The organism is Pseudomonas costantinii (assembly GCF_001870435.1).
Taxonomy (GTDB): Bacteria; Pseudomonadota; Gammaproteobacteria; order Pseudomonadales; family Pseudomonadaceae; genus Aquipseudomonas; species Aquipseudomonas costantinii.
In genome coordinates, this window is the sequence record NZ_MDDR01000034.1 from 17,997 (window position 1) to 42,447 (window position 24,451).

At 60.3% G+C, this 24,451-nt stretch carries 21 protein-coding genes; 5 read left to right on the top strand and 16 right to left on the bottom strand.

Translation table 11 applies throughout. From position 1 onward, the window contains the following. Window positions 1-76: 76 nt before the first annotated feature. The 13 genes from trpC to BFL40_RS15585 form a co-directional block, all read right to left on the bottom strand. Window positions 77-913, bottom strand: a complete 837-nt coding sequence (gene trpC / locus BFL40_RS15525; RefSeq protein ID WP_071484825.1) for an indole-3-glycerol phosphate synthase TrpC — start codon at window positions 911-913, stop codon at window positions 77-79. Further along, window positions 910-1,959 (bottom strand): anthranilate phosphoribosyltransferase, encoded by a 1,050-nt coding sequence (gene trpD, locus BFL40_RS15530; RefSeq protein ID WP_071484826.1) that lies wholly within the window; start codon window positions 1,957-1,959, stop codon window positions 910-912. The genes trpC and trpD overlap by 4 nt, the downstream gene beginning before the upstream one ends. Window positions 1,960-1,968: 9 nt before the next feature. Next, complete coding sequence (locus BFL40_RS15535; RefSeq protein WP_071484827.1) at window positions 1,969-2,562, bottom strand: aminodeoxychorismate/anthranilate synthase component II; 594 nt, start codon at window positions 2,560-2,562, stop codon at window positions 1,969-1,971. A gap of 9 nt (window positions 2,563-2,571) precedes the next feature. After that, window positions 2,572-4,053, bottom strand: coding sequence for an anthranilate synthase component I (gene trpE / locus BFL40_RS15540; RefSeq protein WP_071484828.1), 1,482 nt, complete (start codon window positions 4,051-4,053; stop codon window positions 2,572-2,574). A gap of 70 nt (window positions 4,054-4,123) precedes the next feature. Next, a complete protein-coding gene (locus tag BFL40_RS15545) occupies window positions 4,124-4,942 on the bottom strand; it encodes a phosphoglycolate phosphatase (protein ID WP_071484829.1) in 819 nt (272 codons plus the stop codon). Further along, a complete protein-coding gene (gene rpe, locus BFL40_RS15550; RefSeq protein WP_071484830.1) occupies window positions 4,939-5,613 on the bottom strand; it encodes a ribulose-phosphate 3-epimerase in 675 nt (224 codons plus the stop codon). Before rpe ends, BFL40_RS15545 begins: the two co-directional genes overlap by 4 nt. Window positions 5,614-5,696: 83 nt before the next feature. Then, window positions 5,697-6,845: an iron-containing alcohol dehydrogenase gene (locus BFL40_RS15555; protein WP_071484831.1), complete on the bottom strand. Its 1,149-nt coding sequence runs from the start codon at window positions 6,843-6,845 to the stop codon at window positions 5,697-5,699. A gap of 108 nt (window positions 6,846-6,953) precedes the next feature. After that, window positions 6,954-7,778 (bottom strand): ABC transporter permease, encoded by an 825-nt coding sequence (locus BFL40_RS15560; protein ID WP_071484832.1) that lies wholly within the window; start codon window positions 7,776-7,778, stop codon window positions 6,954-6,956. Between the two features lie 12 nt (window positions 7,779-7,790). Beyond that, complete coding sequence (locus BFL40_RS15565) at window positions 7,791-9,038, bottom strand: ABC transporter permease (protein WP_071484833.1); 1,248 nt, start codon at window positions 9,036-9,038, stop codon at window positions 7,791-7,793. 205 nt (window positions 9,039-9,243) lie between these two features. Next, window positions 9,244-10,284: an ABC transporter substrate-binding protein gene (locus BFL40_RS15570; protein ID WP_071484834.1), complete on the bottom strand. Its 1,041-nt coding sequence runs from the start codon at window positions 10,282-10,284 to the stop codon at window positions 9,244-9,246. A gap of 44 nt (window positions 10,285-10,328) precedes the next feature. Further along, on the bottom strand, window positions 10,329-11,441 hold the full coding sequence (locus BFL40_RS15575) for an ABC transporter ATP-binding protein (protein WP_071484835.1): 1,113 nt from the start codon (window positions 11,439-11,441) through the stop codon (window positions 10,329-10,331). A gap of 247 nt (window positions 11,442-11,688) precedes the next feature. Continuing rightward, complete coding sequence (locus tag BFL40_RS15580) at window positions 11,689-12,318, bottom strand: response regulator (RefSeq protein WP_071484836.1); 630 nt, start codon at window positions 12,316-12,318, stop codon at window positions 11,689-11,691. Between the two features lie 18 nt (window positions 12,319-12,336). Next, window positions 12,337-14,727, bottom strand: a complete 2,391-nt coding sequence (locus tag BFL40_RS15585; RefSeq protein ID WP_071484837.1) for a PAS domain-containing sensor histidine kinase — start codon at window positions 14,725-14,727, stop codon at window positions 12,337-12,339. Between the two features lie 77 nt (window positions 14,728-14,804). Between BFL40_RS15585 and BFL40_RS15590 the strand changes: the two genes are divergently transcribed. Beyond that, on the top strand, window positions 14,805-15,779 hold the full coding sequence (locus BFL40_RS15590) for an alpha/beta hydrolase family protein (protein WP_071484838.1): 975 nt from the start codon (window positions 14,805-14,807) through the stop codon (window positions 15,777-15,779). A gap of 85 nt (window positions 15,780-15,864) precedes the next feature. On the opposite strand, the gene BFL40_RS15595 is transcribed toward BFL40_RS15590, so the two are convergent. The 3 genes from BFL40_RS15595 to BFL40_RS15605 are packed head-to-tail and all read right to left on the bottom strand — an operon-like array spanning window position 15,865 to window position 18,330. After that, the gene (locus BFL40_RS15595; RefSeq protein WP_071484839.1) at window positions 15,865-16,632 is read right to left on the bottom strand and encodes a TerB family tellurite resistance protein; all 768 of its coding nucleotides are present in this window, start codon (window positions 16,630-16,632) and stop codon (window positions 15,865-15,867) included. A gap of 1 nt (window position 16,633) precedes the next feature. Continuing rightward, entirely contained in the window at window positions 16,634-17,308 is a 675-nt protein-coding gene (murU, locus tag BFL40_RS15600; protein WP_071484840.1) for an N-acetylmuramate alpha-1-phosphate uridylyltransferase MurU, read from the bottom strand. After that, entirely contained in the window at window positions 17,305-18,330 is a 1,026-nt protein-coding gene (locus BFL40_RS15605; protein WP_071484841.1) for an aminoglycoside phosphotransferase family protein, read from the bottom strand. Before BFL40_RS15605 ends, murU begins: the two co-directional genes overlap by 4 nt. 130 nt (window positions 18,331-18,460) lie before the next feature. Between BFL40_RS15605 and BFL40_RS15610 the strand changes: the two genes are divergently transcribed. The 4 genes from BFL40_RS15610 to rsmA are packed head-to-tail and all read left to right on the top strand — an operon-like array spanning window position 18,461 to window position 24,381. Continuing rightward, window positions 18,461-21,271: an LPS-assembly protein LptD gene (locus BFL40_RS15610; protein ID WP_071484842.1), complete on the top strand. Its 2,811-nt coding sequence runs from the start codon at window positions 18,461-18,463 to the stop codon at window positions 21,269-21,271. Continuing rightward, complete coding sequence (locus tag BFL40_RS15615) at window positions 21,246-22,586, top strand: peptidylprolyl isomerase (protein ID WP_071484843.1); 1,341 nt, start codon at window positions 21,246-21,248, stop codon at window positions 22,584-22,586. The genes BFL40_RS15610 and BFL40_RS15615 overlap by 26 nt, the downstream gene beginning before the upstream one ends. After that, complete coding sequence (gene pdxA, locus BFL40_RS15620; RefSeq protein WP_071484844.1) at window positions 22,583-23,572, top strand: 4-hydroxythreonine-4-phosphate dehydrogenase PdxA; 990 nt, start codon at window positions 22,583-22,585, stop codon at window positions 23,570-23,572. The genes BFL40_RS15615 and pdxA overlap by 4 nt, the downstream gene beginning before the upstream one ends. Beyond that, window positions 23,569-24,381, top strand: coding sequence for a 16S rRNA (adenine(1518)-N(6)/adenine(1519)-N(6))-dimethyltransferase RsmA (gene rsmA, locus BFL40_RS15625; protein WP_071484845.1), 813 nt, complete (start codon window positions 23,569-23,571; stop codon window positions 24,379-24,381). The genes pdxA and rsmA overlap by 4 nt, the downstream gene beginning before the upstream one ends. Window positions 24,382-24,451: the final 70 nt, after the last annotated feature.

A 24,451-nucleotide genomic window follows, 5' to 3' on the forward strand; every position in this document is an offset into this window, starting at 1 on the left:
TACCTACCTATCTGAACAAACACAGGACCAAATGTGGGAGCTGACTGGCCAGCCCTCACACTGACCGTATTTCAAATCAATCTAATGTCGAACCGCTGACTGCACCGCCGCGCTCAGGGAAGAACAGACGCTGCAGTTCCGCCCCCGGGTTCTCAGCGCGCATGAAGGTCTCGCCCACCAGGAACGAATACACCCCGCTGATTTCCATCAACTCCACGTCGGCGCGGTTGACGATACCGCTTTCAGTGATCACCAAACGGTCTCGCGGAATACGCGGCAGCAGGTCAAGAGTGTTTTCCAGGCTGACTTCGAAGGTATGCAGGTTACGGTTGTTGACCCCCACCAGCGGCGTGTCGAGGGTTTTCAGTGCACGTTCCAACTCGTCACCGTCGTGCACTTCTACCAGCACATCCAGGCCGACGCTTTTGGCCACGGCTGCCAACTCGGCCATCTTCACGTCATCTAGAGCAGAAACGATCAACAACACGCAGTCGGCGCCCAGGGCGCGGGCTTCGACGATCTGATATGGGTCAACCATGAAATCCTTGCGGATCACCGGCAACTTGCACGCGGCGCGAGCTTGTTGCAGGAACAGGTCGGAACCCTGGAAGTAGTCGATATCGGTCAGCACGGACAGGCAGGTCGCCCCGCCCTTCTCATAGCTGACGGCGATGTCGGACGGCACGAAGTGCTCGCGAATCACACCCTTGCTCGGCGAGGCCTTCTTGACCTCGGCGATCACCGCTGGCTGCTTGAGCTTGGCTTGGGCAATCAAAGCCTTGGCAAAGCCGCGCGGCGCATCGGCGATCTTCGCCTGGTTTTCCAGTTCAGCCAGGCTCACGCGCGCACGGCGCTCGGCGACTTCTTCAGCCTTGCGGGCCAGGATCTTTTCCAGAACGGTCGGCACACTCATCCTTCATTCTCCATCTTGAATACGGCGGTGAATGCTCCCAGCTCTTCGAGCTTCTCGCGAGCCAGACCGGTGTGCAGCGCATCGTGGGCCAAGGCGACACCTTCCTTCAAACTATAGGCGTGGTCTGCCGCGTAAAGTGCCGCGCCAGCATTCAAAACAATCATTTCCGCAGCTTTTTGACCGTTTTCGGTCTTACGGCGACCCAGTGCATCACGAATCAACTCAAGCGAAGCCGCCGGGCTTTCCACCGACAGGCCATGCAGGCTCTGGCTTTTCATGCCGAGGTCTTCGGGTTCGACCCAATATTCAGTGACCTGATCATTTTTCAGCTCCGCCACAAACGTCGGTGCCGCCAGGCTGAATTCGTCCAGGCCATCTTTCGAATGCACCACCAGCACATGCTTGCTGCCCAGGCGCTGCAACACTTCGACCAATGGCCGGCACAGTGCCTGGCTGAACACGCCGACTACCTGGTGTTTCACACCGGCCGGATTCGTAAGCGGGCCGAGCATGTTGAACAGGGTGCGCAGACCGAGGTCCTTGCGCGGGCCGGCGGCGTATTTCATCGCGCCGTGATGGGACTGGGCAAACATGAAACCAATGCCGACGCTGTCGATGCAACGTGCCACTTGTACCGGCGTCAGGTTCAAATAGATCCCGGCGGCCTCCAACAAATCGGCACTGCCGCTGTTGCCGGACACCGCACGGTTGCCGTGCTTGGCCACGGTGCAACCGGCAGCCGCGACCACAAAAGAAGAAGCCGTCGACACGTTGAAAATATTCGCACCGTCACCGCCGGTGCCGACCACGTCGACGACGCCGTCGAGGGTCTTGAGCTCAACCTTGTCCGCCAGCTCACGCATCACCGATACAGCACCGACAATCTCGTCGATGCTCTCGCTCTTCATGCGCATCGCCATCATGAAGGCGCCGATCTGCGCGTCAGTGCATTGACCGGTCATGATCTCGCGCATCACATCGCTCATTTCAGCGGTGCTCAGGTCCAGATGGCCGACGATACGGCTCAGGGCAGTCTTGATATCCATGGAGAGTCCTTAGCGCGTGCCGCCGCTCTGCTTGAGAAAGTTGGCGAACAGCTCGTAGCCCTGCTCGGTCAGGATCGATTCAGGGTGAAATTGCACCCCTTCGATATTCAGTGTCTTGTGGCGCAGGCCCATGATCTCGTCGACCGAGCCGTCTTCCAGCTGGGTCCAGGCGGTCAGCTCCAGGCAATCGGGCAGGGTTTCGCGCTTGACCACCAACGAGTGGTAGCGGGTTACCGTCACCGGCAGGTTCAGCCCGTGAAATACGCCCACATCATTATGGAACACCGGGCTGGTCTTGCCGTGCATCACCTGGCGCGCACGCACCACGTCACCGCCAAACGCTTGGCCGATGGACTGGTGGCCCAGGCATACGCCCAGGATCGGCAATTTACCGGCGAAATACTTGATGGCCTCAAGGGAGATGCCCGCCTCGGTCGGCGTGCAAGGACCAGGCGAAACCACTATGCGCTCCGGGTTCAGGGCGGCAATTTCAGCCACGGTCAGTTCGTCGTTGCGCACCACCTTGACCTCGGCACCCAACTCGCCCAAGTACTGCACAACGTTGTAGGTAAAGGAATCGTAGTTATCAATCATCAGCAACATGGTGAAACCTCAAGAATTGGGGGTCTGTTCAGCCAGCGCAACAGCGCGGAACATCGCGCGACGCTTGTTCAGGGTTTCTTCCCATTCGAGGGCCGGCACCGAGTCGGCGACAATCCCACCACCCGCCTGCACATGCAGCTCGCCGTCCTTGATCACCGCCGTGCGGATCGCAATGGCCGTGTCCATGTTGCCGTTCCAGGCGAAATAGCCCACGGCGCCGCCATACACGCCACGCTTGACCGGCTCCAGTTCGTCGATGATTTCCATCGCGCGAATTTTCGGTGCCCCGGACAAAGTGCCCGCCGGCAGAATCGCCCGCAGCGCATCCATCGCGGTCAAACCGGCTTTCAACTCACCGGTGACGTTGGACACGATGTGCATCACGTTGGAATAACGCTCGATGACCATCTTCTCGGTGAGCTTCACTGAGCCGATTTCCGAGACACGCCCGGTGTCATTGCGGCCCAGGTCGATCAGCATCAGGTGCTCGGCGATTTCCTTATCGTCGCTCAACAGGTCTTCTTCCAGCGCCAGATCCGCCTCTTCGGTCGCGCCACGCGGGCGAGTACCGGCGATCGGGCGCACGGTGATCAGATTGTCTTCGACGCGCACCAGCACTTCCGGCGAACTGCCCACCACGTGGAAGTCACCAAAGTTGAAGAAGTACATGTACGGCGTCGGGTTGAAGCAGCGCAGCGCGCGATACAGATCGATCGGCGCGGCCTTGAAGTCGATGGACATCCGTTGTGACGGCACCACTTGCATGCAGTCACCGGCGAGGATGTATTCCTTGATGGTATCGACCGCGCGCTCGTAGTCATTCTGGGTAAAGCTGGAGCGGAACACCGGATCGGCAGCCGGCGGACGGCTGAGGTCCAGGCCGCGACGTGGGGTGATCGGCTGGCGCAGCTTTTCCAGCAGGGCTTCAAGGCTGGCCAGGCCTTGCTCAAACGCGTCCGCCTGAGACGGGTCGGCGAGGACAATCGCGTGCATCTTGCCGGCGAGGTTGTCGAACACCACCACCGCGTCGGAGACCATCAGCAAAATGTCCGGCACGCCCAGTGGGTCCGGGTTAGGGCATTTGCCCAGGCGCTTTTCCACGTAGCGCACGCAGTCGTAACCAAAGTAACCCACCAGGCCGCCGTTAAAACGCGGCAAGCCAGGAATGGTCGGCACGTTGTAGCGCGCCTTGAAGGCCTCAACGAAGGCCAGCGGGTCTTCTACATCGTGGCTTTCGATCTCGACGCCGTCATGGGTAATGCTCACATGGTGGTCGTGAACACGCATGACCGTGCGGCACGGCAGGCCGATGATCGAATAACGGCCCCACTTCTCACCGCCCTGTACCGATTCGAGCAGATAGGAGTTGGGCTCGTCGGCCAGTTTCAGGTAGATCGACAACGGCGTATCGAAGTCGGCCAGGGTTTCGCAGGCCAGGGGGATACGGTTATAGCCGGCAGCGGCCAAACGCAGGAATTCTTCGCGGATCATGAGGTGCCTCGTGGCTTGAGGGTCTAACAGTCAGGTATGCAAACGTGCCGCAGAGCGCGGCCAGGATCAGTCAGGCGCGCCAACGCCAGCGGGCCAGGGCCTTGATGACTTTCATCCAGAGTTTGCGAGTGACCACCACGATGGAATTTCCAGAAGGGGACGGATCGGTATCGGGCAACGTTATCTCAGCGCCCGCTCCCAAGCAACCGGGGATTAGCAGTCGCAGGTCATCAATGACCAGTGCCGGAGACTCTTCGGCGATCGGCCGACCATGGTTATAGCCGTAACTCAAGGCTACGCACTGCACGCCAGCCGCTTTTGCCGCCAGCACATCACTGCGCGAATCGCCGACAAACAACGACTGGGAGGCCGGGATATTGGCCATTTTCATCACAAAGAACAGCGCCGCCGGGTCGGGTTTCTTCTGCGGCAAGGTATCGCCACCGATGATCCAGCGAAAATAACGGCCGATTTTCATATGGTCCAACAGCGGCGCGACGAAGCGCTCCGGCTTGTTGGTGATCAAGGCCATTTCCACGCCTTGCTTGTGCAACCACTTGAGTGTGTCGCGCACGCCGGGGTAAACCACGGTCAGTTCGTGGCCGTCTTCATAGGCGGCATTGAACAACTCAAGGGCGTGTTCAGCCTCGACTTCATCGACACCTTCGGCGTCGATGTGATTGGCCAAGGCCCGGCGCACCAACATATGCACGCCGTTACCCACCCACTCACGCACCGACTCGATCCCCGCAGGCTTGCGCCCCAGCTTGAGCAGCATCTCGTCCACCGCTGCTGCCAGATCCGGCACCGAGTCGATCAAGGTACCGTCCAGATCGAACATCACCAGCCGTGGCAGTTTGCCGGGGAACAGCTGCTCAAAGCCGCTCATGGACGCGCCAGCGCCAGTTCGGCACGCATCTTGTCGATGACTTCCTGGTAGTCCGGGGCGTTGAAGATCGCCGAACCGGCCACGAAGGTGTCAGCGCCAGCCGCTGCGATTTCGCGGATATTGTTGACGTTGACCCCACCGTCGATTTCCAGGCGGATATCACGACCCGAGGCATCGATCAGCGCGCGGGCTTCGCGCAACTTATTGAGGGTGCCGGGGATGAATTTCTGCCCGCCGAAGCCTGGGTTGACGCTCATCAGCAAGATCATATCGACCTTGTCCATCACGTACTCGAGCACGCTCAGCGGGGTGGCCGGGTTGAACACCAGGCCCGCTTTGCAGCCGCCTTCGCGGATCAATTGCAGGGTGCGGTCAACGTGCAGCGTGGCTTCCGGGTGGAAGGTGATGTAGGTCGCGCCGGCTTCGATGAAGTCACCGACGATGCGGTCTACCGGGCTGACCATCAGGTGCGCATCAATCGGCGCGGTGACGCCGTACTTGCGCAGTGCCGCGCACACCATCGGGCCGATGGTCAGGTTGGGCACGTAGTGGTTGTCCATGACATCGAAGTGCACGAAGTCGGCACCGGCGGCCAATACCTTGTCCACTTCTTCACCCAGGCGGGCGAAGTCGGCGGAGAGAATCGATGGAGCAATGACGAAGGGCTGCATGACGCACCTTTTTGAGCTAAATCACGATGGCGCGCATTGTATACCTCATGCTTTGCTACGCGCACCGTGACCTCACTCAACGGTTAGTAAGCGGCCCGGTAGATTTTTTCGATATCCGCCGCACTGAGCTTGCGTGGGTTGTTGCGCATCAGGCGCTCGATACCCGCGGCTTCCGTGGCCATGGCCGGGATCGCGTCCTCTGGAACCCCGAAGCTGCGCAGCCCCGCCGGGATCTCGACTGCGGCACACAGTCGCGTCATCGCCTCGACGGCCTGGTCGGCGGCATCATTGACGCTCAAACCCGTGACATTCACGCCCATGGCCTGGGCAATGTCCTGCATGCGCTCGACACAGGCCAGCTTGTTCCAATGCATCACATAGGGCAGCAACAGCGCATTGCTCACGCCGTGGGCGATATTGAATCGCCCGCCCAACGGGTACGCCAACGCATGCACCGCCCCCACTCCGGCGTTACCGAAGGCCATACCGGCCATCAGGCTGGCGGTGGCCATGTCATCGCGGGCCTGCAGATTGGCCGGGTTGGCGTAGGCCTTGGGCAGTGCATTGGCGATCAGCTTGATCGCCCCAATGGCCAACGCATCGGTGATCGGCGAAGCATTCAGCGACAGATAGGACTCGATGGCATGCACCAGCGCATCCACGCCACTGGCGGCGGTGACACTGCGCGGGCAAGTCAGGGTCATTTGCGGGCTGATCAGCGCGACATCCGGCAGCAGGTAGTCGCTGACAATGCCTTTTTTCAGTTGCGCGACCTTGTCGGAAAGGATCGCCACATTGGTCACCTCCGAGCCGGTGCCGGCCGTGGTCGGGATCGCGATCAACGGCGGGCCCTTGCGCGGCACCTGGTCGACGCCAAACAGATCCGCCAGGGCGCCGTGGTAACCGGCATACGCGGCGACACTCTTGGCAATGTCGATTGCACTGCCGCCGCCCACACCGATCAGGCCATCATGTCCGCCTTCGCGGTACACGCGCATGCAGTCTTCGACGATGGCAATTTCCGGGTCGGGCAGCACGCGGTCGAAGATTTCGTAAGTACGCTCACCCAGGTGTTCGAGCGCCAGCGCCACGGTACCGGACTTGACCAGCGCGGCGTCGGTGACGATCAGCGGGTTATCCACATCCAGGCGCGTCAATTCGGCGGCCAGTTGTTCAATGGCGCCGGAGCCGGTGAGCAGTTTGTGGGCGATCTTGAATGAGGAGGTACTCATGTGCGCGGCCTCTTGTTAATGATGGGCTGGCACAAGAGTAGCTGGGGATTTCAAGTTGCCTACCATTCATACACTGAATGGCTCCCACATTTGATCCAGTTTCAGGCTTTAGACCTGGGCGGTACGCAGTTTTTCGCTGCGCCCACGCAGCCATTCCAGAGTCAGCAACAGCAACACCGAGAAGGCAATCAACAAGGTCGCGGCAGCGGCAATCGTCGGGCTGAGGTTCTCACGAATACCGCTGAACATCTGACGCGGCAGGGTCGCTTGCTCGGGGCCGGCGAGGAACAGCGTCACCACCACTTCATCGAACGAGGTGGCAAAAGCAAACAGCGCCCCGGAAATCACCCCGGGTGCAATCAGCGGCAAGGTCACCCGGCGAAACGCGGTCAACGGCGAAGCGCCCAGGCTGGCCGCCGCCCGTACCAGGTTATGGTTGAAACCCTGCAAAGTGGCCGACACGGTGATGATCACAAACGGTACACCCAGCACCGCATGCACCACGATCAACGAGAAGAAGCTGTTGCCCAGACCCAGCGGCGCAAAGAACAAGTAACTCGCCACGCCGATGATCACCACCGGCACCACCATCGGCGAAATCACCAAGGCCATCACCAACGCCTTGCCGGGAAAATTCCCACGGGTCAGGCCAATTGCCGCCAAGGTGCCAAACACCATGGCCAACACCGTGGCCGCCGGGGCGACGATGATGCTGTTCTTCAGGGCCCGCATCCACTCGGCCGAGCCGAAGAAGTCCTGATACCAGTGCAGCGAGAAACCTTGCAGCGGATACACCAGGAAACTGCCGCTGTTGAACGACAACGGGATGATCACCAACACGGGCAATATCAGGAACAGCAGGATCAAGCCGCAGAGAATCCGCAAACTGTAGAACCACACCCGTTCGATGGGCGACATATAAGGGCTCAGCATCGCAAGGTCTCCTCAGCTCAGGCGCAGGCGGCTGGCGCCCACCAGCCGGTTATAGATCAGGTACAGCAACACGGTCGCCAGCAGCAGCAAGCCGCCCAACGCCGTCGCCATGCCCCAGTTGATGCTGGTGTTGGTATAGAAGGCCACGAAGTAGCTGACCATCTGATCGTTCGGGCTGCCCAGCAACGCCGGGGTAATGTAGTAACCAATCGCCAGGATGAACACCAACAGGCAACCAGCGCCCACACCGGCATAGGTTTGCGGGAAATACACGCGCCAGAAGCTGGCAAACGGGTGACAACCCAGGGAAATCGCCGCGCGCATGTAGGTCGGCGAGATACCTTTCATTACGCTGTAGATCGGCAAAATCATGAACGGCAGCAGGATGTGCACCATGGAGATGTAGACCCCGGTGCGGTTGAACACCAACTCCATGGGTTTATCGATCAAACCCATGCCCATCAGCGCGCTGTTGATCAGGCCACCGGATTGCAGCAACACAATCCACGCCGCCACCCGTACCAGAATCGAGGTCCAGAACGGCAACAGCACCAGAATCATCAGCAAGTTACTTTTGCGCGCCGGCAAGTTGGCCAGCAGGTAGGCCAGGGGATACGCCAGCAGCAGGCAGATAAACGTGATGACCAAGCCCATCCAGAAAGTACGGGCGAAGATATCCAGGTAGATCGCCTGATCCGGGGTAGCCGGGGCCACTTCGCCCAGGTCGTCGATACGGTGATCGACGGCCGCCAGCAGGTAGTAGGGCGTGAGGTTACTGGTATTACGCCGGATCGCCTGCCAATACGCCGGGTCGCCCCAGCGTTCGTCGAGGGTTTCCAACGCTTCTTTATAAGAGGCAGGCGCTTCGGTAAACGGCAGCGCCCGCGCGGTTTTGGTCAGCAGGCTGCGATAGCCGGCCAGTTCCATGTTCAAGCGCTTGGACAGATCGCCCAAGGTCTGATTCTTGCGAGCCTCGCCCAGGTCCTCGCTAAGGGCCTGATACACCGGCTCACCCGGCAAACCACGACCGTCCCAGGCCTTTACCGCCACCACGGTACGCGGCAAACCGCCCACCACTTCCGGGTTGCCGACGCTCTTGTAGAGCAGCGCAACAATCGGCACCAGGAACACCAGCAGCAAGAACAGCACCAGCGGCGCAATCAAGGCCTGGGCCTTCCAGCGATTGAGCCGCTCGGCACGCGCCAGGCGCTGCTTGAGGGTGGGGCTGTTGACCTCGTTCGAGGGAACGGCGATGGCCATGGCTAACTCCGGAATACTAAAAATAACGACATTTTTGCGATGTACAGCAAACCCTGTGGCGAGTGGGCTTGCCCCGCGTTGGGGTGCGAAGCAGCCCCATTAAATCCACCGCGCTCTGTCAGCCAGAACGCGGTGCCTGGTTTTAGGGCCGCTACGCAGCCCAACGCGGGGCAAGCCCGCTCGCCACAACAACCTCGCACGCTGGTTACTTGGCAGCCCAGGAGTTGAAACGCTGCTCCAGTTGCTCACCGTTATCCGCCCAGAAGCTCACGTCGATCTGCACCTGGTTGGCGATGTTTTCCGGGGTGGTCGGCATGTCCTTGAGGATGTCCTTGGCCAGCAACGGTACGGCTTGGGTGTTGGCCGGGCCGTAGGCGATGTTTTCCGAATAGGTCTTCTGCTGCTGCGGCTGTACCGAGAAGGCGATGAATTTCTTCGCCGCTTCGGCGCGGTCCTTGGCGAGGCCTTTAGGGATGGCCCAGGCGTCGAAATCGTAGATGCCGCCGTTCCATACCACTTTCAGGTTGCTTTCTTTTTGCACGGCAGCGATGCGGCCGTTGTAGGCCGAGCTCATGACCACGTCACCAGAAGCGAGGTATTGCGGCGGTTGGGCACCCGCTTCCCACCACTGAATGTACGGCTTGAGCTCATCGAGTTTCTTGAAGGCGCGGTCCTGGCCATCTTTACCGGCCAGCACTTTGTAGACATCCTTCGGCGCCACGCCGTCGGCCATCAGAGCGAATTCCAGGGTGTACTTGGCGCCTTTGCGCAGGCCGCGTTTACCCGGGAATTTTTTCACGTCCCAGAAATCTGCCCAGCCCCCAGGTGGCGCCTTGAGTTTGTCGGCGTTGTACGCCAGCACGGTCGACCATACAAAGAAGCCCACGCCGCATGGCTGGATCGCGCCCTTCACGTAGTTCGCGTTATCGCCAAACAGTTTCGGGTCCAGCGGCTCAAACATGTCTTCGTCGCAGCCACGGGACAGCTCCGGCGATTCCACTTCCACCAGGTCCCAGGACACGCTCTTGGTGTCGACCATGGCTTTGACCTTGGCCATTTCACCGTTGTACTCACCCGCGATGATTTTGCCGTTACCTGCGCTTTCCCACGGTGCGTAGAAGGCCTTGACCTGTGCCGCCTTGTTCGCACCACCAAAGGACACGACCGTCAGGTCCGGGCCTGCCATGGCCTGTGTCGCGCCCATCAAGCTGATAGCCAGGGCGGAATATTTAAGGGATCTCAACATTGTTGTTCTCTCCACGTGCAGGGTTGGTGAAGCCATGGGGGCGATTAATTCGCCTCTAGAAGTGGGTCGAGTGCGCGAACGTGCTCGACTTGCCAGCCAATCGGTACCACGTCGCCGACCGCCAACGCTGGGTCCAGCTCGGCAATCGGTTGTTTCACAAAAAAATCGGCCTTGCCGCAGACTTCCAGGCGCACGCGCACGTGGTCGCCCAGGTAGATAAATTCCGCCACCCGCCCAGAGAAGCGGTTGACGCAGCTTTCGCTGGAACCATTGAGGCTGACGCGCTCCGGGCGCACCGACAGCGTCACCGGGCCGCCGACCTGACCGACATTCACCGCCAGCGCCTCGACTTTCTCGCCCCGTGCCAGTTCCACCACGCAGCGCTCGCCGGTATGGCTGTGCAGACGCCCATTGAGGCGGTTGTTCTCGCCGATGAAGTTGGCGACAAAGGTGTTCTTCGGCTCTTCGTACAAGGTGCGCGGCGCGGCAATCTGCTGGATCTCGCCCTGGTGGAACACCGCCACGCGGTCGGACATAGTCAAGGCTTCGCCCTGGTCGTGGGTCACATACACCACCGTCACGCCGAGGCGCTGGTGCAGGTGTTTGATCTCCATCTGCATGTGCTCACGCAGTTGTTTGTCGAGCGCACCGAGGGGTTCGTCCATCAACACCAACTGCGGCTCGAACACCAACGCCCGAGCCAGCGCAACGCGCTGTTGCTGGCCGCCGGACAGCTGCGCCGGGTAGCGCTGGGCGAAGGCGTCGAGCTGGACCATGCTCAACACGCGTTTGACCCGCTCGCTGATATCGGTCTTGCTCAAGCCCCGTACTGAGAGCGGGAACGCCAGGTTCTCAGCAACAGTCATGTGCGGGAACAGCGCGTAATTCTGGAACACCATGCCGATGTCACGCTTGTGCGGCGGCACGTTGTTGATGGAGCGCCCGGCCAGCAGGATTTCACCCGCGGTCGGCGTTTCAAAGCCGGCGAGCATCATCAAGCTGGTGGTCTTGCCCGAACCGGACGGCCCGAGCAGGGTGAGGAACTCGCCCTTGCGGATTTCCAGGTTGAGGTCTTTGACGATCAGGTTCTCGCCGTCGTAGCTCTTCTGCACGCCACGAAAGCTGACCAGCACATCATTTGAATCCACCTCGCTCATACCCGCACCTTTGTGTTTTGGACTGCTGTGGCACAAGCGTAGTCCAGGCCGGATCCCCCGGAAATCGGGGGCCGGGAGAGAATTGCATCAGCCGGTTGGAAGGTTTGGGGTAGGGATTGCCCTACAGCGATGGCGGGGATGGAACAGTGCGCCAACAGCGGGCGCCTGAAATGGGTTCAGCGTCTGTAAAACAGGTCGCAAACAGACATGATCGTTCCCACGCTCCGCGTGGGAACGATCTATGCGGTTAGAGGAGTTTGTGTTCCATCGCGTACTTCACCAGTTCAGCCAAGGAGGTGATATTGAGCTTTTGCATCAACCGCGCCTTATGGGTGCTGATGGTCTTGCTGCTCAGCGCCAGTTGCTGGGCGATGTCGTTGACGTTGGCCCCCTGGGCCAGGCGCTCGAACACCGAGAACTCGCGCTCCGACAGCAGCGAATGCAACGGCCGCGCATCAGTCAGGCCGACTTCGAAGACCATGCGATCCGCCAAGTCCGGGTCGATATAACGCCCTCCCGCCGCCACCTTGCGAATCGCCGTCAGCAACAGGGCCGGATCGCTGTCCTTGGTGGCATACCCCGCCGCACCGACCTTCAAGGCGCGAGCGGCCATTTGCGCTTCATCGTGCATCGACAGCACCAGGATCGCCGGAGGGTTGCTCAGCGCCCGTATCCGCGCGATGGCTTCCAGACCGTTGACGCCAGGCATCGAGATATCCAGTAACACCACCTCACACTGCACATGGCGCAAGGTTTCCAGCAACTGCTCGCCATTGGCAGCCTCGCCGACCACCAGCAGGTCTTTGGCCAGGCCGATCAATTGCTTGATGCCTTCGCGGACGATGGCGTGGTCTTCGGCTACCAATACGCGAATCACAAGGGCTTCCTCTTATCGTTATGCATCCAACGGCACCGTGACACTCAAGGTAGTGCCCTCCCCCAACTCGCTGTCCAGGCTCAACTGCCCGCCCATGATCAGCACGCGTTCGCGCATGCCGACCAGACCAAACGACACCGGACGCCCCTGGGCCTGGATGAAACCGACGCCGTCATCGCTGATGGTCAGCCGCAGGTTGGTGCCCTCCATCGCCAGCGTCAGCTCGACAGTATGCGCCTGGGCATGGCGCATCACATTGGTCAGCGCCTCCTGCAAAATACGGAACAGGCCGATGGCCTTGGCATCGCTCAGGGCCGGCAGGTTATCCGGTACTTGCACCAGACAGGGGATTTGCGTGCGGGCTTCGAAGCGACGGGCTTGCCATTCGATGGCCGAGGCGATCCCAGCGTCAAGAATCGGCGGGCGCAACGCCGTGGCTACGTCGCGAACCAACTGGAACAACTGGGCAATCAGGCGCTTCATGCTGTTCAAGCGTTCATGCAACCCAGGGTCGAGTTGTGCATAGGCCAACTCGCACATCGAGGTTTCCAGTTTGAGCACGGTGAGCATCTGCCCCAGCTCATCGTGTACTTCCCGGGCAATGCGCGCCTTCTCCTCTTCACGCACGGTTTCAAGGTGGGCCGACAGTTCGCGCAATTGCGCACGAGAGGCATCCAGCTCCAACTCGATACGCTTGCTCTCGCTGATGTCCCAGACAATCCCGTCCCAAACCACCGTGCCGTCTTCCAGGCGGCGGGTCACGGCCTTGATATCGGCCCACCGCTGCTGGCCAAGCCGAGTGAGAATGCGGCCTTGCCACGACCAATTGCTTTCAGTCTCGATGGCTTGGTCCTGGGTGCGGTGATAACTGGCGCGGTCATCGGGATGCACCAGGCTGCGAATACCGATGGCCGGGTCACTGAGCACCGCAGGCGAATAGCCCACCAGCCCCTCGCTGCCCTGGCTGATGTAAGCGAACTCGATGGCTTCACTGCGAGGCAAGCGCTCCAGGCGAAACACCAGCCCCGGCACATTAGCGGCGATGCCCTGCAACCGCGCCTCACTTTCCTGCAACGCGGCCAAGGCACGGCGCCGCTCGGTGACGTCGTTGAGGTAAACCACCAAGTACTCACCGCCGCCATAACGCAAAAAGCTCAAGGACACATCGGCGGGCAGAATGCTGCCATCGGCGCGCAGGCAATTGGTGGCAAAACTCTGCGGTCCGTCTTCGCTGGCGCGAGCGCGCTTCCACAGGTTGAGCCAGCGGTCCATGGTGAGGGTTGGGTCGAACTCGATCAGCGGGCGCTCAATCAACGCGCCAGGCTCGTAACCCAGCATGGTTTCGGCGGCGAGGTTGGCGTAGCGAACGTGGCTGTCCCAGTTGACCCAAAGAATGCCGACGGTGCTTTGATCAATCGAAAACTGCGTCAAGCGCAGTGCTTCAGCACCGGCAGCGCGGGCAGCACTCTCTTCCCGGGCGGCCAGCAGGTTGTGTTCCAGCACTCTTTGCTGGCGGCGCTGCCAGAACACCACTGCCAGGCTGGCAAGCAGAAACAGGCCCAGCAGCAGACAGAGGTTTTGCCACAGCCCCGGGGATTCCGAGAGCCGTGGATACTTGGGTTGCAGCCATCGGCCGTGCAGTTGATCGAGGTCGCGAGCGGGTATTGCACGCAAGGCACTTTGCATGATGGTCGCCAATTCCGGCCATTCCCGACGCGTAGCCACCCGCAACAATTGCGGCAGGCCGATGTCGCCGACTACCGCCAACCCGGCAAACTCAGCCTCGCCTGACAGCCGGCTCAACTGCGCCTCATCCACCACGGCGTAACGCGCCTGCTGACTCACCAACAACTGCAAAGCCTGGCGTTCCATAGGTACGCCTTGCAGGTTCAGATTGGGATAGGTACTACGCAAGTAATCAGCCACGGCGCTGGGCATGCGCACAGCGACGCGGGATTGCTCATCGAGTTTTTCCAGCTCTACCGCGCCACCGCCTTCGCGGATACCGACAATATGCTGGGGCACGCGCATATAAGGGTCGGTGAACAACCACAGGCGCAAGCCGGCCGGGGTTTGTTGCAAGCCAGGGGCAATGTCGACCTCGCCGTCGCGCACGGCAGCTTCCAACTGCTCCTGGTTGGGAAAGTTGCGCCACAGAAGCTCAATGTTCAGTGCCTTGGCCAACCACTGCATCAACTCGACATTAGCCCCGGACAACCGCTGCAGGCGTCGATCGTATTGCGCGTAAGGCGCCTGCAATACCAAACCCACGCGTAATTCCGGATGCTGGGCCAGCCACTCACGCTGCTGCGCATTGAGCTGCGCCTGCGGTGCAACAGGCGCAGGCGCGGCACTCGCCATCAAGGCAAAGCACAAACAGCCGATAACCAGCAGACAGCGAAAACCCATGATCCACGTCTCACATCACTGACAAATACTGATCAACCCATTAGGCTGCCGGAATCACTTCTGGCCGGAAATTAACGATGCCACATCGAAACCGTTCGGCACTGCCAGCATTGTGCCTGTCGCTGCTATTTACCAGCGCCTTTTCTGTTCAGGCCGCTGACACCCCCGCACCCGCCGCCGAAAAACCCGTTGAACGCCAGGCCCTGCCCGAACGCAGCCAGGAGGAAGCCAACGCCCTCGAACGGCAGATTCCGCAACACGAACAGCAACAACTGCAAGCCGGCAGCGACTCATTCCTGGCCCTGTGGAAACCGGGCAACAGCGCCGAACCCGAAGGCGTGGTGATTATCGTACCGGGCGCCGGGGAAAGTGCTGACTGGCCGCAAGCAATCGCACCGTTGCGAAGCAAATTACCGGACGCCGACTGGGGCACCCTCAGCCTGTCGTTGCCGGACATGAGCATGGACACGTTGCCGCCTCGCGTTATCGAAGCGCCCAAGGCCGCCGTCGACACCAGCAGCAAAAACGGCAGCACAGCCGCCAAACCCATCGAACAAGCCGCGAGCGCCGAAGGCGAAGGCACTGACCCGGCGGTGGTGCCAGGTGCGGATGAACAGGACAAGACCGACGCCAAGCGCATTTTCAGCCGTATCGACGCTGCCGTCGCCTTCGCCCAGACCCAGAGCGCCCGCAGCGTGGTGCTACTCGGCCATGGCACTGGCGCCTGGTGGGCCGCACGCTACCTGAGCGAGAAACAACCGGCTCAGGTACAAAAGTTGGTGATGGTGGCTGGCAAGACGCCTGCGGGTCGACAGCCGGACCTGCAACAACTGGCTCCGACACTGAAAGTGCCTACGGCGGATGTCTTCTACCAAGACAGCGCCCTAGACCGCAAAAACGCACTGGCGCGCGTCCAGGCTGCCAAGCGTGCGAAGAATGACGGCTATAAACAGGTGTCACTCAAGACCTTGCCCGGCAATAGTTCAGCCGAGCAGGAGCAGTTGTATCGTCGGGTTCGCGGCTGGTTGAGCCCGCAGGCCGCGGCCGACTGACTTGAAGTTGATAAACCGATCAAATGTGGGAGCTGGCTTGCCTGCTCCCACATTTGATCGGGTTATCACTGTCAGATTGTGACTACTAACGAAAATCCCGGTGCTCGCGAATCAACGCATAGGCGTTGTGCAGCTCGCGTGTTCGCTCGGTCGCCTCACGCACCTGCGCGGGGCTGGCGCCACTGCCGGCAACCTTGTCCGGGTGGTGGCGACTGAGCAGCCGACGATAAGCACGCTTGATCACTGACGGCTCGGTGGTGGACGTGACCCCCAGAATCCGCAACGCTTCCTGATAGGCGCCGCCGCGGCTGGCCAGCGGCTTGCGCTCCGGCGCGTAGTCGGCGGCTAATGCCTGGAGCTGGTGCGGCGTCCAGCCGAGCCACTTCCCCCACAAATTGATCAAATCACGCTCGGCGTCATCCGCCCTGCCGTCCGCCCAGGCCATGCGCCAGCACGCACGCAACACCCCTTCCGCCGCATGGGGTTGAGCCTTGAGCACCCGCAGATAGGTGCGCACCCGGTCGGAACCGGATTTGCCCCGATTGAATGCCGAGATAGCACGACGCTGGGCCGACTCGGTCATGTCCAACGAGCGCATCTCTTGCCGCGCCTGCTGGATATGCCCATCCACGACCCGACCATTACTTTTGGCCAGACGCCCCAACAGCACAAACAACAGTTCGTCATTGCGCAATGCCGGACGCCCGCCAAGGCGTTCGCGCAACTGCGCCCAACTTTGCAACTGAAGGCGGCGGTCCAGCGCCTGTCCCAACAATGCACCCAACAATGCCCCCGGAATACTGGCAATGGCAAAGCCAACTCCGGCGCCGATCAGCGTCCCTGGCCACAACATCCTACTGCCCCGCTGACAGCAAGGTTTCGACCTGCGCCAGACGCTCCAGCGTGCCGACATCAATCCAGCGTCCTGTCATGTGTTCCCCCGTTACCAGACCTTTCGCCATGGCCGCCCGTAACAGCGGCGCGAGCTTGAAGGCACCGGCACTGCAACCCGCGAACAATTGGGGGTCGAGCACTGAAATGCCACTGAAGGTCAGGTTATCGGCGCCGGGCGCGGCATCATGAAGAAAACCGTTACTCAGATAAAAGTCGCCACCGGTCGGCGCATGCTCAGGCATGTCGACCATGACCAAATGGGCAAGCCCTTCCAACGGCTTATTGAGACTGGCGAAGTCGTAGTCAGTCCAGATGTCGCCATTGACCAGCAGGAACGGTTCGTCCCCCAACAACGGCAACGCCTTGAAAATCCCACCACCGGTTTCCAGTGGCTCGCCCTCGGGCGAATACTGGATACGCAAGCCAAATTGCGAACCGTCACCCAGGTAGCTTTCGATCTGTTGGCCAAGCCAGGCATGGTTGATAACGATATCGGTGAAGCCGGCCTTCGCCAGCGCTTCAAGGTGATATTCGATCAGCCGCTTGCCGCCGGCCTGCACCAGGGGCTTGGGCGTGTGCAGGGTGAGCGGGCGCATCCGCTCACCTTTGCCCGCCGCCAGGATCATGACTTTCATACGCCCGCCTCGACAGGTTGGCGCAAGCTGGTGAGCAATTCACCCAGCTCGCGAAGCTCAGGCCGGTTGGCGAGTACCGCTTCTATATAAGTAAAGAAGCGCGGCACGTCCGCCAGATAACGTGGTTTACCGTCGCGATGACAGATGCGCGCAAAGATGCCGATCACCTTGAGGTGACGCTGCACGCCCATCAGGTCGCCGGCACGCAGGAATTCTTCGAAGTCAGCCTGCACCGGGATGCCCAGTTGCGCGGCGCGCTGCCAATAACCGAGTTGCCACTCACGCACGCGAGCCTGGGGCCAACTGAGGAACGCATCCTTGAACAGGCAAGTGATGTCGTAGGTTACCGGACCGTAGACCGCATCCTGAAAATCCAGCACGCCGGGGTTCGGCTCGCTGATCATCAGGTTGCGTGGCATGTAGTCACGATGCACCAGCACTTTGGGCTGGGCCAATGCGCTGTCGATCAGATGGTCGCTGACGCGCTGCCAGAGGGCCTGCTGCTGAGCATCGAGTTCGATGCCCAAATGCCGGCGAACGTACCACTCCGGAAACAATTCCAGCTCACGGCGCAACAAGGCGACGTCATAGCTGGGCAACGGCGCGTGCATCGGCAATTGCTGAAATGCCAGCAACGCGTCGATGGCATCGGCAAACAATTGATCGGCGTTTTGCTCGTCAATCACGTCCAGATAGGTTTTTCTGCCCAGGTCATTGAGCAAAAGAAAGCCGCGAGGCAAATCTTCTGCATAAATTTTTGGCACATTAATTCCCGATTTCGCGAGTAAATCGGCGATATCGACGAAAGGTTTGCAGTTTTCCTGGGGTGGGGGCGCGTCCATGACGACGAAAGATTGACCGCCTCCCTCCCACCGGAAGTAACGCCTGAAACTCGCGTCGCTGCTGGCCGCGGTCAACGTGGCCGGGGGGACGACACCCCAGCCTTGAGCGTTGAAAAGGATCGGTAACTGCTCATCCAGCCAGACTTGCAGCTGTTGTAAACGTAGATCTTGCTCGGGCATTACAAGGGTCTCCGACGGCGCTAGCCGTCAAGCGGGTCATGCTTTATTATCACGCATCTTTTTCAGACCATCGAGAGGCGTGCGGCCCACACCGCGGGCAGATGGCACGCAGGAAGCCCGGACTAATAAGATGGCATTGAAATCCCCCGCGTTTCGTAGAAAATTTCCGTTGCTGGTAACTGGCAGTCTGCTGGCCATGCAACCTTTCGCCACCTCATTCGTGGTCGCCGCGGAACAGTATGACTGCTCAGTCTCTGCTTCGGGTGCCTGGAATTGCGCGCCGAAAACCGCCGCCGCCCCATTGCCACCGCGCCCGGTGCATGATGGCTCTGCCGTCAGCTCAGCCAATGGCACGCCGCAAGGCGAAGCCGGCAGCGCCGAGGCCGTGCCGCAGACCGCGCTGGTTACCGAAACCAAGGGCCGCGGCCTGCGTTCGCGCAGCGCCGACTACAGCCACTTGGACTGGGTGCCTCGCGAGAAGCTGACCGCAGCCCAACTGGCCGAAACCGGTCCTTATTGCTCCGGCGCGTACATCGAGCCGACTCGTCCTGGCATGAACGACAAGACGGACAAGAGCGATGCACCGACCTTCATCGGTGCCAAGGCCTCTCGTTATGAGCAGGAACAACAAATCGCGACCCTGGCCGGTGACGTTGTCATGCGCCAAGGCAGCATGCAGCTGGAGGCTCAGGAAGCCAGCCTGTATCAGGCCGAGAACCGTGGCGAGTTGAACGGCAACGTTCGTCTGCGTGACAACGGTGCCCTGATCGTGGGTGACCATGCCCAGGTCCAGCTCGATACCGGCGCCGCCCAGATCGACAACGCCGAATACGTGCTGCACAAGTCGCGCATTCGCGGTAACGCGCTGTACGCCAAGCGTGCCGAAAACGCGATCATCCGTCTCAAGGACGGTACGTACACCACCTGCGAGCCAGACAGCAACGCCTGGCAGCTCAAGGGCAACAACATCACGCTGAACCCGGCCACCGGTTTCGGTACGGCGACCAACGCGACGTTGCGGATCAAGAACATCCCGATCCTCTACACCCCGTACATCTATTTCCCGATCGACGACCGTCGTCAATCCGGCTTCTTGCCGCCGAGCTTCAGCACCGCCAGCAAAACCGGCTTTACGCTTGTCACCCCGTACTACTTCAACCTGGCGCCGAACTACGACGCCACGTTGTACCCGCAATACATGACCAAGCGCGGCATGATGATGGAAGGCGAGTTCCGCTACCTCACCAAGTCCAGCGAGGGCCAGTTCGGCGGCGCTTACCTGAACGACGACAGCGACGAGCGTAAAGGTCAGAGCGACTACGAAAAAACCCGCTACATGCTCAATTGGCAGCACAAAGGCGGGTTGGATTCGCGGGTGTCGACCCAAGTTGACTACACCAAGATCAGCGATCCTTACTTCTTCCAGGATCTCAAGACTTTCGAGGAAGGTGTTCAACCCCGGGACTTCGTCAACCAACAGGGCTCCGTTACCTATCGCGGCGACTCCTACCAGGCGCGCCTGAACCTTCAGGCCTACCAACTGGCGACGATTTCCCAGATCACCCCGTATGACCGGCTGCCGCAGATCACCTTCAACGGGATGCTGCCGTACCATCCGGGTGGCTTGAACTTTACCTACGAGACTGAAGCTGTTCGGTTTGAACGCAGTCTGGAAAACGGCACGTTTACTGATGAGAACGGCCTCGTGTCACCGCGTCTGGACACCTACGTTACAGGCCTGACCCGTGCAAACGGTACTCGCTTGAACGTTGCGCCAGCGGTCGAGTACCCAATGAACTGGACCTACGGCTTTGTTACGCCGAAGCTCAAGTATGTTTACACCAAGTACGATCTGGACCTTGACGGTACAGGTAAAGACCAGATCGTTGCGGCTCAAGCGGCGGCTGCCACAGCGGGCACTCAATATGCAGGCGGGGAGTTCAAAAGCTCCCAAGACCGTGCAATTCCAATCGCCAGCATCGACAGCGGCCTGTACTTCGACCGCACTACCAACTGGTTCGGCAAAGACTATAACCAGACACTGGAACCGCGTGCCTACTATCTCTATGTGCCTAACAAGGACCAGAGTGATATCCCGGTATTCGACTCCAGCGAATACACATTCAGCTACGCCTCTCTGTTCCGTGACAACCGCTTCAGCGGCTCCGACCGGATCGGCGACGAGAACAAGCTGTCCCTGGGCGTAACCAGCCGCTGGATCGAAGACAATGGCTTTGAGCGTCAACGTGTCAGTGTCGGCCAAGCGTTGTACTTCAAAGATCGCGAAGTTCAGCTTCCAGGCATTCTGGCCAGCCAACGCGCAGACGCACAATCCAATGTCTCGCCGATCGCTTTGGACTACGAGTTCCGCTTCAACCGCGACTGGCGCGCTACTGCTGACTACAACTGGGACACCGAGAGCCACAGCCCTCGTTCCGGCAGCGCGATGTTCCACTACCAACCGGAAGACAACCCGAACAAGGTCGTTAACGTCGGTTACCGCTATCGCAACGACCAAGTGGTGTACAACCAGCTGACTGGCCAATGGCAGTTTGGTGGTGACTATGGCACTGCGGGTCAACCGAACTTCGTGAAGGATTACTACAAAATCCAGCAACACGACTTCTCGATGATGTGGCCGATCGTTCCCCAGTGGAACCTGATCACCCGCTGGCAGTATGACTATGCCCGCAACCGCACCCTGGAAGCCTTCGGTGGTTTCGAATACGACAACTGCTGCTGGAAACTGCGCGTGATCAACCGTTATTGGGTTTCCAACGACGAATATACCCAGATCGCCCCGTTGAACGAAAAGGGTGACCACGGGCTCTTCTTCCAGATCGTCCTCAAAGGACTCGGCGGCCTGACCGGCGCCAAGGTAGAGAGCTTCCTCGACAAAGGCATTCAAGGTTATCGTGAACGTGAAGATCAAGCTTTCTGATTGTCTGCGCCCGCTAGTGCTGGGCGCGCTGTTCCTGGGGACCGCATCGGCACACGCTGCAGTTCAACAGCTGGATAAAGTGGCGGCCATCGTCGATAACGACGTGATCATGCAGAGCCAACTGGACCAACGGGTCAAGGAAGTTCAGCAAACCATCGCCAAGCGCGGTGGTGGCGTGCCCCCTACCAGCGTGCTGGAACCACAGGTTCTGGAGCGCCTGATCGTCGAAAACCTGCAACTGCAGATCGGCGAGCGCTCCGGCATCCGTATTTCGGACGAAGAGCTGAACCAGGCCGTTGGCACCATCGCTCAACGCAACAACATGAGCATTGATCAGTTCCGCGCGGCCCTGGCCCACGACGGCCTGTCCTATGAGGACGCCCGTGACCAGATCAAGCGTGAAATGATCATCAGCCGTGTGCGTCAGCGCCGTGTGGCCGAGCGGGTTCAGGTGTCCGAGCAAGAAGTGAAGAACTTCCTGGCTTCTGATCTGGGCAAGATGCAGCTCTCCGAAGAACTGCACCTGGCCAATATCCTGATCGCAACACCGGACAGCGCCAGCGCTGAGCAGCTCAATGCAGCCGCCGCGAAAACCCAGGCTGTTTATGACCGCCTGAAAGCCGGTGCCGACTTCGCCCAGACGGCGATTGCCGTTTCCGGCAGTGACAACGCCTTGGACGGCGGCGATATGGGCTGGCGTAAAGCCGCTCAACTGCCGCCTCCGTTTGACCGTGAGTTGAGTGCAATGGAAGTGGGTGGCATTACTCAGCCGGCCCGCACCCCAGGTGGCTTCATCATCCTCAAGTTGCTGGGCAAACGCGGTGGCGAGACCTCGCTGAAAGACGAAGTGCATGTTCGTCACATTCTGGTCAAACCAAGCGAAATCCGCACCGAAGCGCAAACCAAGGAACTGGCCCAGAAGATCTATGACCGCATCGAAGGCGGTGAAGATTTCGCCACGTTGGCCAAGAGTTTCTCGGAAGACCCGGGCTCGGCCCTCAACGGCGGCGACCTGAACTGGATCGACCCGAAAGCGTTGGTACCGGAGTTCCAGGATGTCATGGCCAAGACCCCGCAAGGCGTGCTGTCCAAGCCATTCAAGACTCAATATGGCTGGCACGTGTTGGAAGTTCTTGGTCGCCGCGCGACCGACAACACCACCCAAGCCCGTGAACAACAAGCACTGACCGTATTGCGTAACCGCAAGTACGACGAAGAGCTGCAAACCTGGTTGCGTCAGATCCGTGACGAAGCCTACGTGGAAAACAAGCTGCCAGCCGCCGAGCAAACAGGCGCTAATCAGGCAGCCCAGTGAAACCCCAGCGTTTCGCGGTGACACCCGGCGAGCCAGCCGGCATTGGTCCAGACCTGTGCCTGCTACTCGCCTCGCAACCCCAGCCACACCCCCTGATTGCCATTACCAGCCGCGACCTGCTCCTAGAGCGGGCCGCGCAACTGGGCGTGGCCGTCAACCTGCTGGACGTGGCACCGGGCAACTGGCCCGACCTGCCGGCACCAGCAGGCAGCCTGTATGTGTGGGATACCCCGCTGCAAGCCAAGGTAGTCGCCGGGCAACTGAACAAGGCGAATGCGGCGTTTGTACTGGAAACCCTGACCCGCGCAGGGCAAGGCTGCATCGACGGCGATTTCGCCGGCATGATCACGGCCCCGGTGCACAAGGGCGTGATCAACGAATCCGGTATCGCCTTTTCCGGCCATACCGAATTTCTCGCCGAGCTGACCAACACCCCGCAAGTCGTGATGATGCTGGCGACACGCGGCCTGCGCGTTGCCCTGGTGACCACGCACCTGCCGCTACGCGATATCGCCGATGCCATCACCGCCGAGCGCGTGGAGCGCGTCACGCGCATCCTGTACACCGACCTGCAACAGAAATTCGGCATTGCCCACCCACGCATCCTGGTCTGCGGGCTTAACCCACACGCCGGTGAAGGCGGCCACCTGGGCCATGAAGAAATCGACATCATTGAACCGACATTAGAGCGTCTGCGCCAAGAAGGCATGGACCTGCGTGGCCCACTGCCTGCGGACACTCTGTTTACCCCCAAATATCTGGAGCACTGCGACGCAGTGCTGGCGATGTACCATGACCAGGGGCTGCCCGTGCTGAAATACAAAGGTTTCGGCGCCGCAGTCAACGTGACACTGGGCCTGCCGATCATCCGCACCTCCGTCGACCATGGCACTGCCCTGGACCTGGCGGGCAGCGGCAAGATCGATACCGGCAGCCTGCACGTGGCCCTGGAAACCGCCTATCAGATGGCCGAGACCCGTATATGACTGAGCATTACCAACACCGGGCGCGCAAGCGCTTCGGGCAAAACTTCCTGCACGACGCTGGCGTGATCGACCGCATCCTGCGCTCTATTCATGCCAAGCCCGAAGACCGCTTGCTGGAAATCGGCCCAGGCCAGGGCGCACTGACCCAAGGCCTGCTCAACAGCGGCGGGCAACTGGACGTAGTTGAACTGGACAAGGACCTGATCCCGATCCTCAACCAGCAGTTCGCCGACAAGCCCAATTTCAACCTGCACCAGGGCGACGCACTGAAGTTCGACTTCAACAGCCTCAATGCCGCGCCTAACAGCCTGCGGGTGGTAGGCAACCTGCCGTACAACATCTCCACGCCGCTGATTTTCCACCTGCTGAACAACGCAGGGATCATTCGCGACATGCACTTCATGCTGCAAAAAGAGGTGGTTGAGCGTTTAGCGGCGGGTCCTGGCGGTGGTGATTGGGGTCGCCTGTCGATCATGGTTCAGTACCATTGCCGCGTGGAACACTTGTTCAACGTTGGCCCTGGCGCGTTTAATCCGCCACCCAAGGTCGACTCGGCCATCGTGCGACTAGTGCCGCATGCCGTACTGCCTCACCCGGCCAAGGATCACAAGTTGCTGGAGCGCGTGGTACGTGAAGCGTTCAACCAACGCCGCAAGACCCTGCGCAATACGCTCAAGGCACTGCTGAGCAACGCTGAAATCGAAGCCGCCGGCGTCGATGGCAGCCTGCGCCCTGAGCAACTGGACCTGGCCGCGTTCGTGCGCCTGGCCGACCAACTTGCCATCCAGCCTGCACCAGTCGCGGACTGAAGCCTGCCGCGCCAGGCCAGACAGCATGTCTGGCCTAGCGCCCACCTCATGGCCTAGACTGATCCGCATC

What these genes read in the sequence shown, in the direction of transcription:
- rsmA (WP_071484845.1), top strand. Translation starts at nt 23,569, where the DNA reads ATGACTGAGCATTACCAACACCGGGCGCGCAAGCGCTTCGGGCAAAAC.
- BFL40_RS15560 (WP_071484832.1), bottom strand. Translation starts at nt 7,778, where the DNA reads ATGCTGAGCCCTTATATGTCGCCCATCGAACGGGTGTGGTTCTACAGT.
- BFL40_RS15545 (WP_071484829.1), bottom strand. Translation starts at nt 4,942, where the DNA reads ATGAGCGGCTTTGAGCAGCTGTTCCCCGGCAAACTGCCACGGCTGGTG.
- BFL40_RS15555 (WP_071484831.1), bottom strand. Translation starts at nt 6,845, where the DNA reads ATGAGTACCTCCTCATTCAAGATCGCCCACAAACTGCTCACCGGCTCC.
- murU (WP_071484840.1), bottom strand. Translation starts at nt 17,308, where the DNA reads ATGAAAGTCATGATCCTGGCGGCGGGCAAAGGTGAGCGGATGCGCCCG.
- trpE (WP_071484828.1), bottom strand. Translation starts at nt 4,053, where the DNA reads ATGATCCGCGAAGAATTCCTGCGTTTGGCCGCTGCCGGCTATAACCGT.
- BFL40_RS15595 (WP_071484839.1), bottom strand. Translation starts at nt 16,632, where the DNA reads ATGTTGTGGCCAGGGACGCTGATCGGCGCCGGAGTTGGCTTTGCCATT.
- trpC (WP_071484825.1), bottom strand. Translation starts at nt 913, where the DNA reads ATGAGTGTGCCGACCGTTCTGGAAAAGATCCTGGCCCGCAAGGCTGAA.
- trpD (WP_071484826.1), bottom strand. Translation starts at nt 1,959, where the DNA reads ATGGATATCAAGACTGCCCTGAGCCGTATCGTCGGCCATCTGGACCTG.
- BFL40_RS15585 (WP_071484837.1), bottom strand. Translation starts at nt 14,727, where the DNA reads ATGGGTTTTCGCTGTCTGCTGGTTATCGGCTGTTTGTGCTTTGCCTTG.
- BFL40_RS15575 (WP_071484835.1), bottom strand. Translation starts at nt 11,441, where the DNA reads ATGAGCGAGGTGGATTCAAATGATGTGCTGGTCAGCTTTCGTGGCGTG.
- BFL40_RS15570 (WP_071484834.1), bottom strand. Translation starts at nt 10,284, where the DNA reads ATGTTGAGATCCCTTAAATATTCCGCCCTGGCTATCAGCTTGATGGGC.
- BFL40_RS15565 (WP_071484833.1), bottom strand. Translation starts at nt 9,038, where the DNA reads ATGGCCATCGCCGTTCCCTCGAACGAGGTCAACAGCCCCACCCTCAAG.
- BFL40_RS15590 (WP_071484838.1), top strand. Translation starts at nt 14,805, where the DNA reads ATGCCACATCGAAACCGTTCGGCACTGCCAGCATTGTGCCTGTCGCTG.
- BFL40_RS15535 (WP_071484827.1), bottom strand. Translation starts at nt 2,562, where the DNA reads ATGTTGCTGATGATTGATAACTACGATTCCTTTACCTACAACGTTGTG.
- rpe (WP_071484830.1), bottom strand. Translation starts at nt 5,613, where the DNA reads ATGCAGCCCTTCGTCATTGCTCCATCGATTCTCTCCGCCGACTTCGCC.
- BFL40_RS15610 (WP_071484842.1), top strand. Translation starts at nt 18,461, where the DNA reads ATGGCATTGAAATCCCCCGCGTTTCGTAGAAAATTTCCGTTGCTGGTA.
- BFL40_RS15605 (WP_071484841.1), bottom strand. Translation starts at nt 18,330, where the DNA reads ATGCCCGAGCAAGATCTACGTTTACAACAGCTGCAAGTCTGGCTGGAT.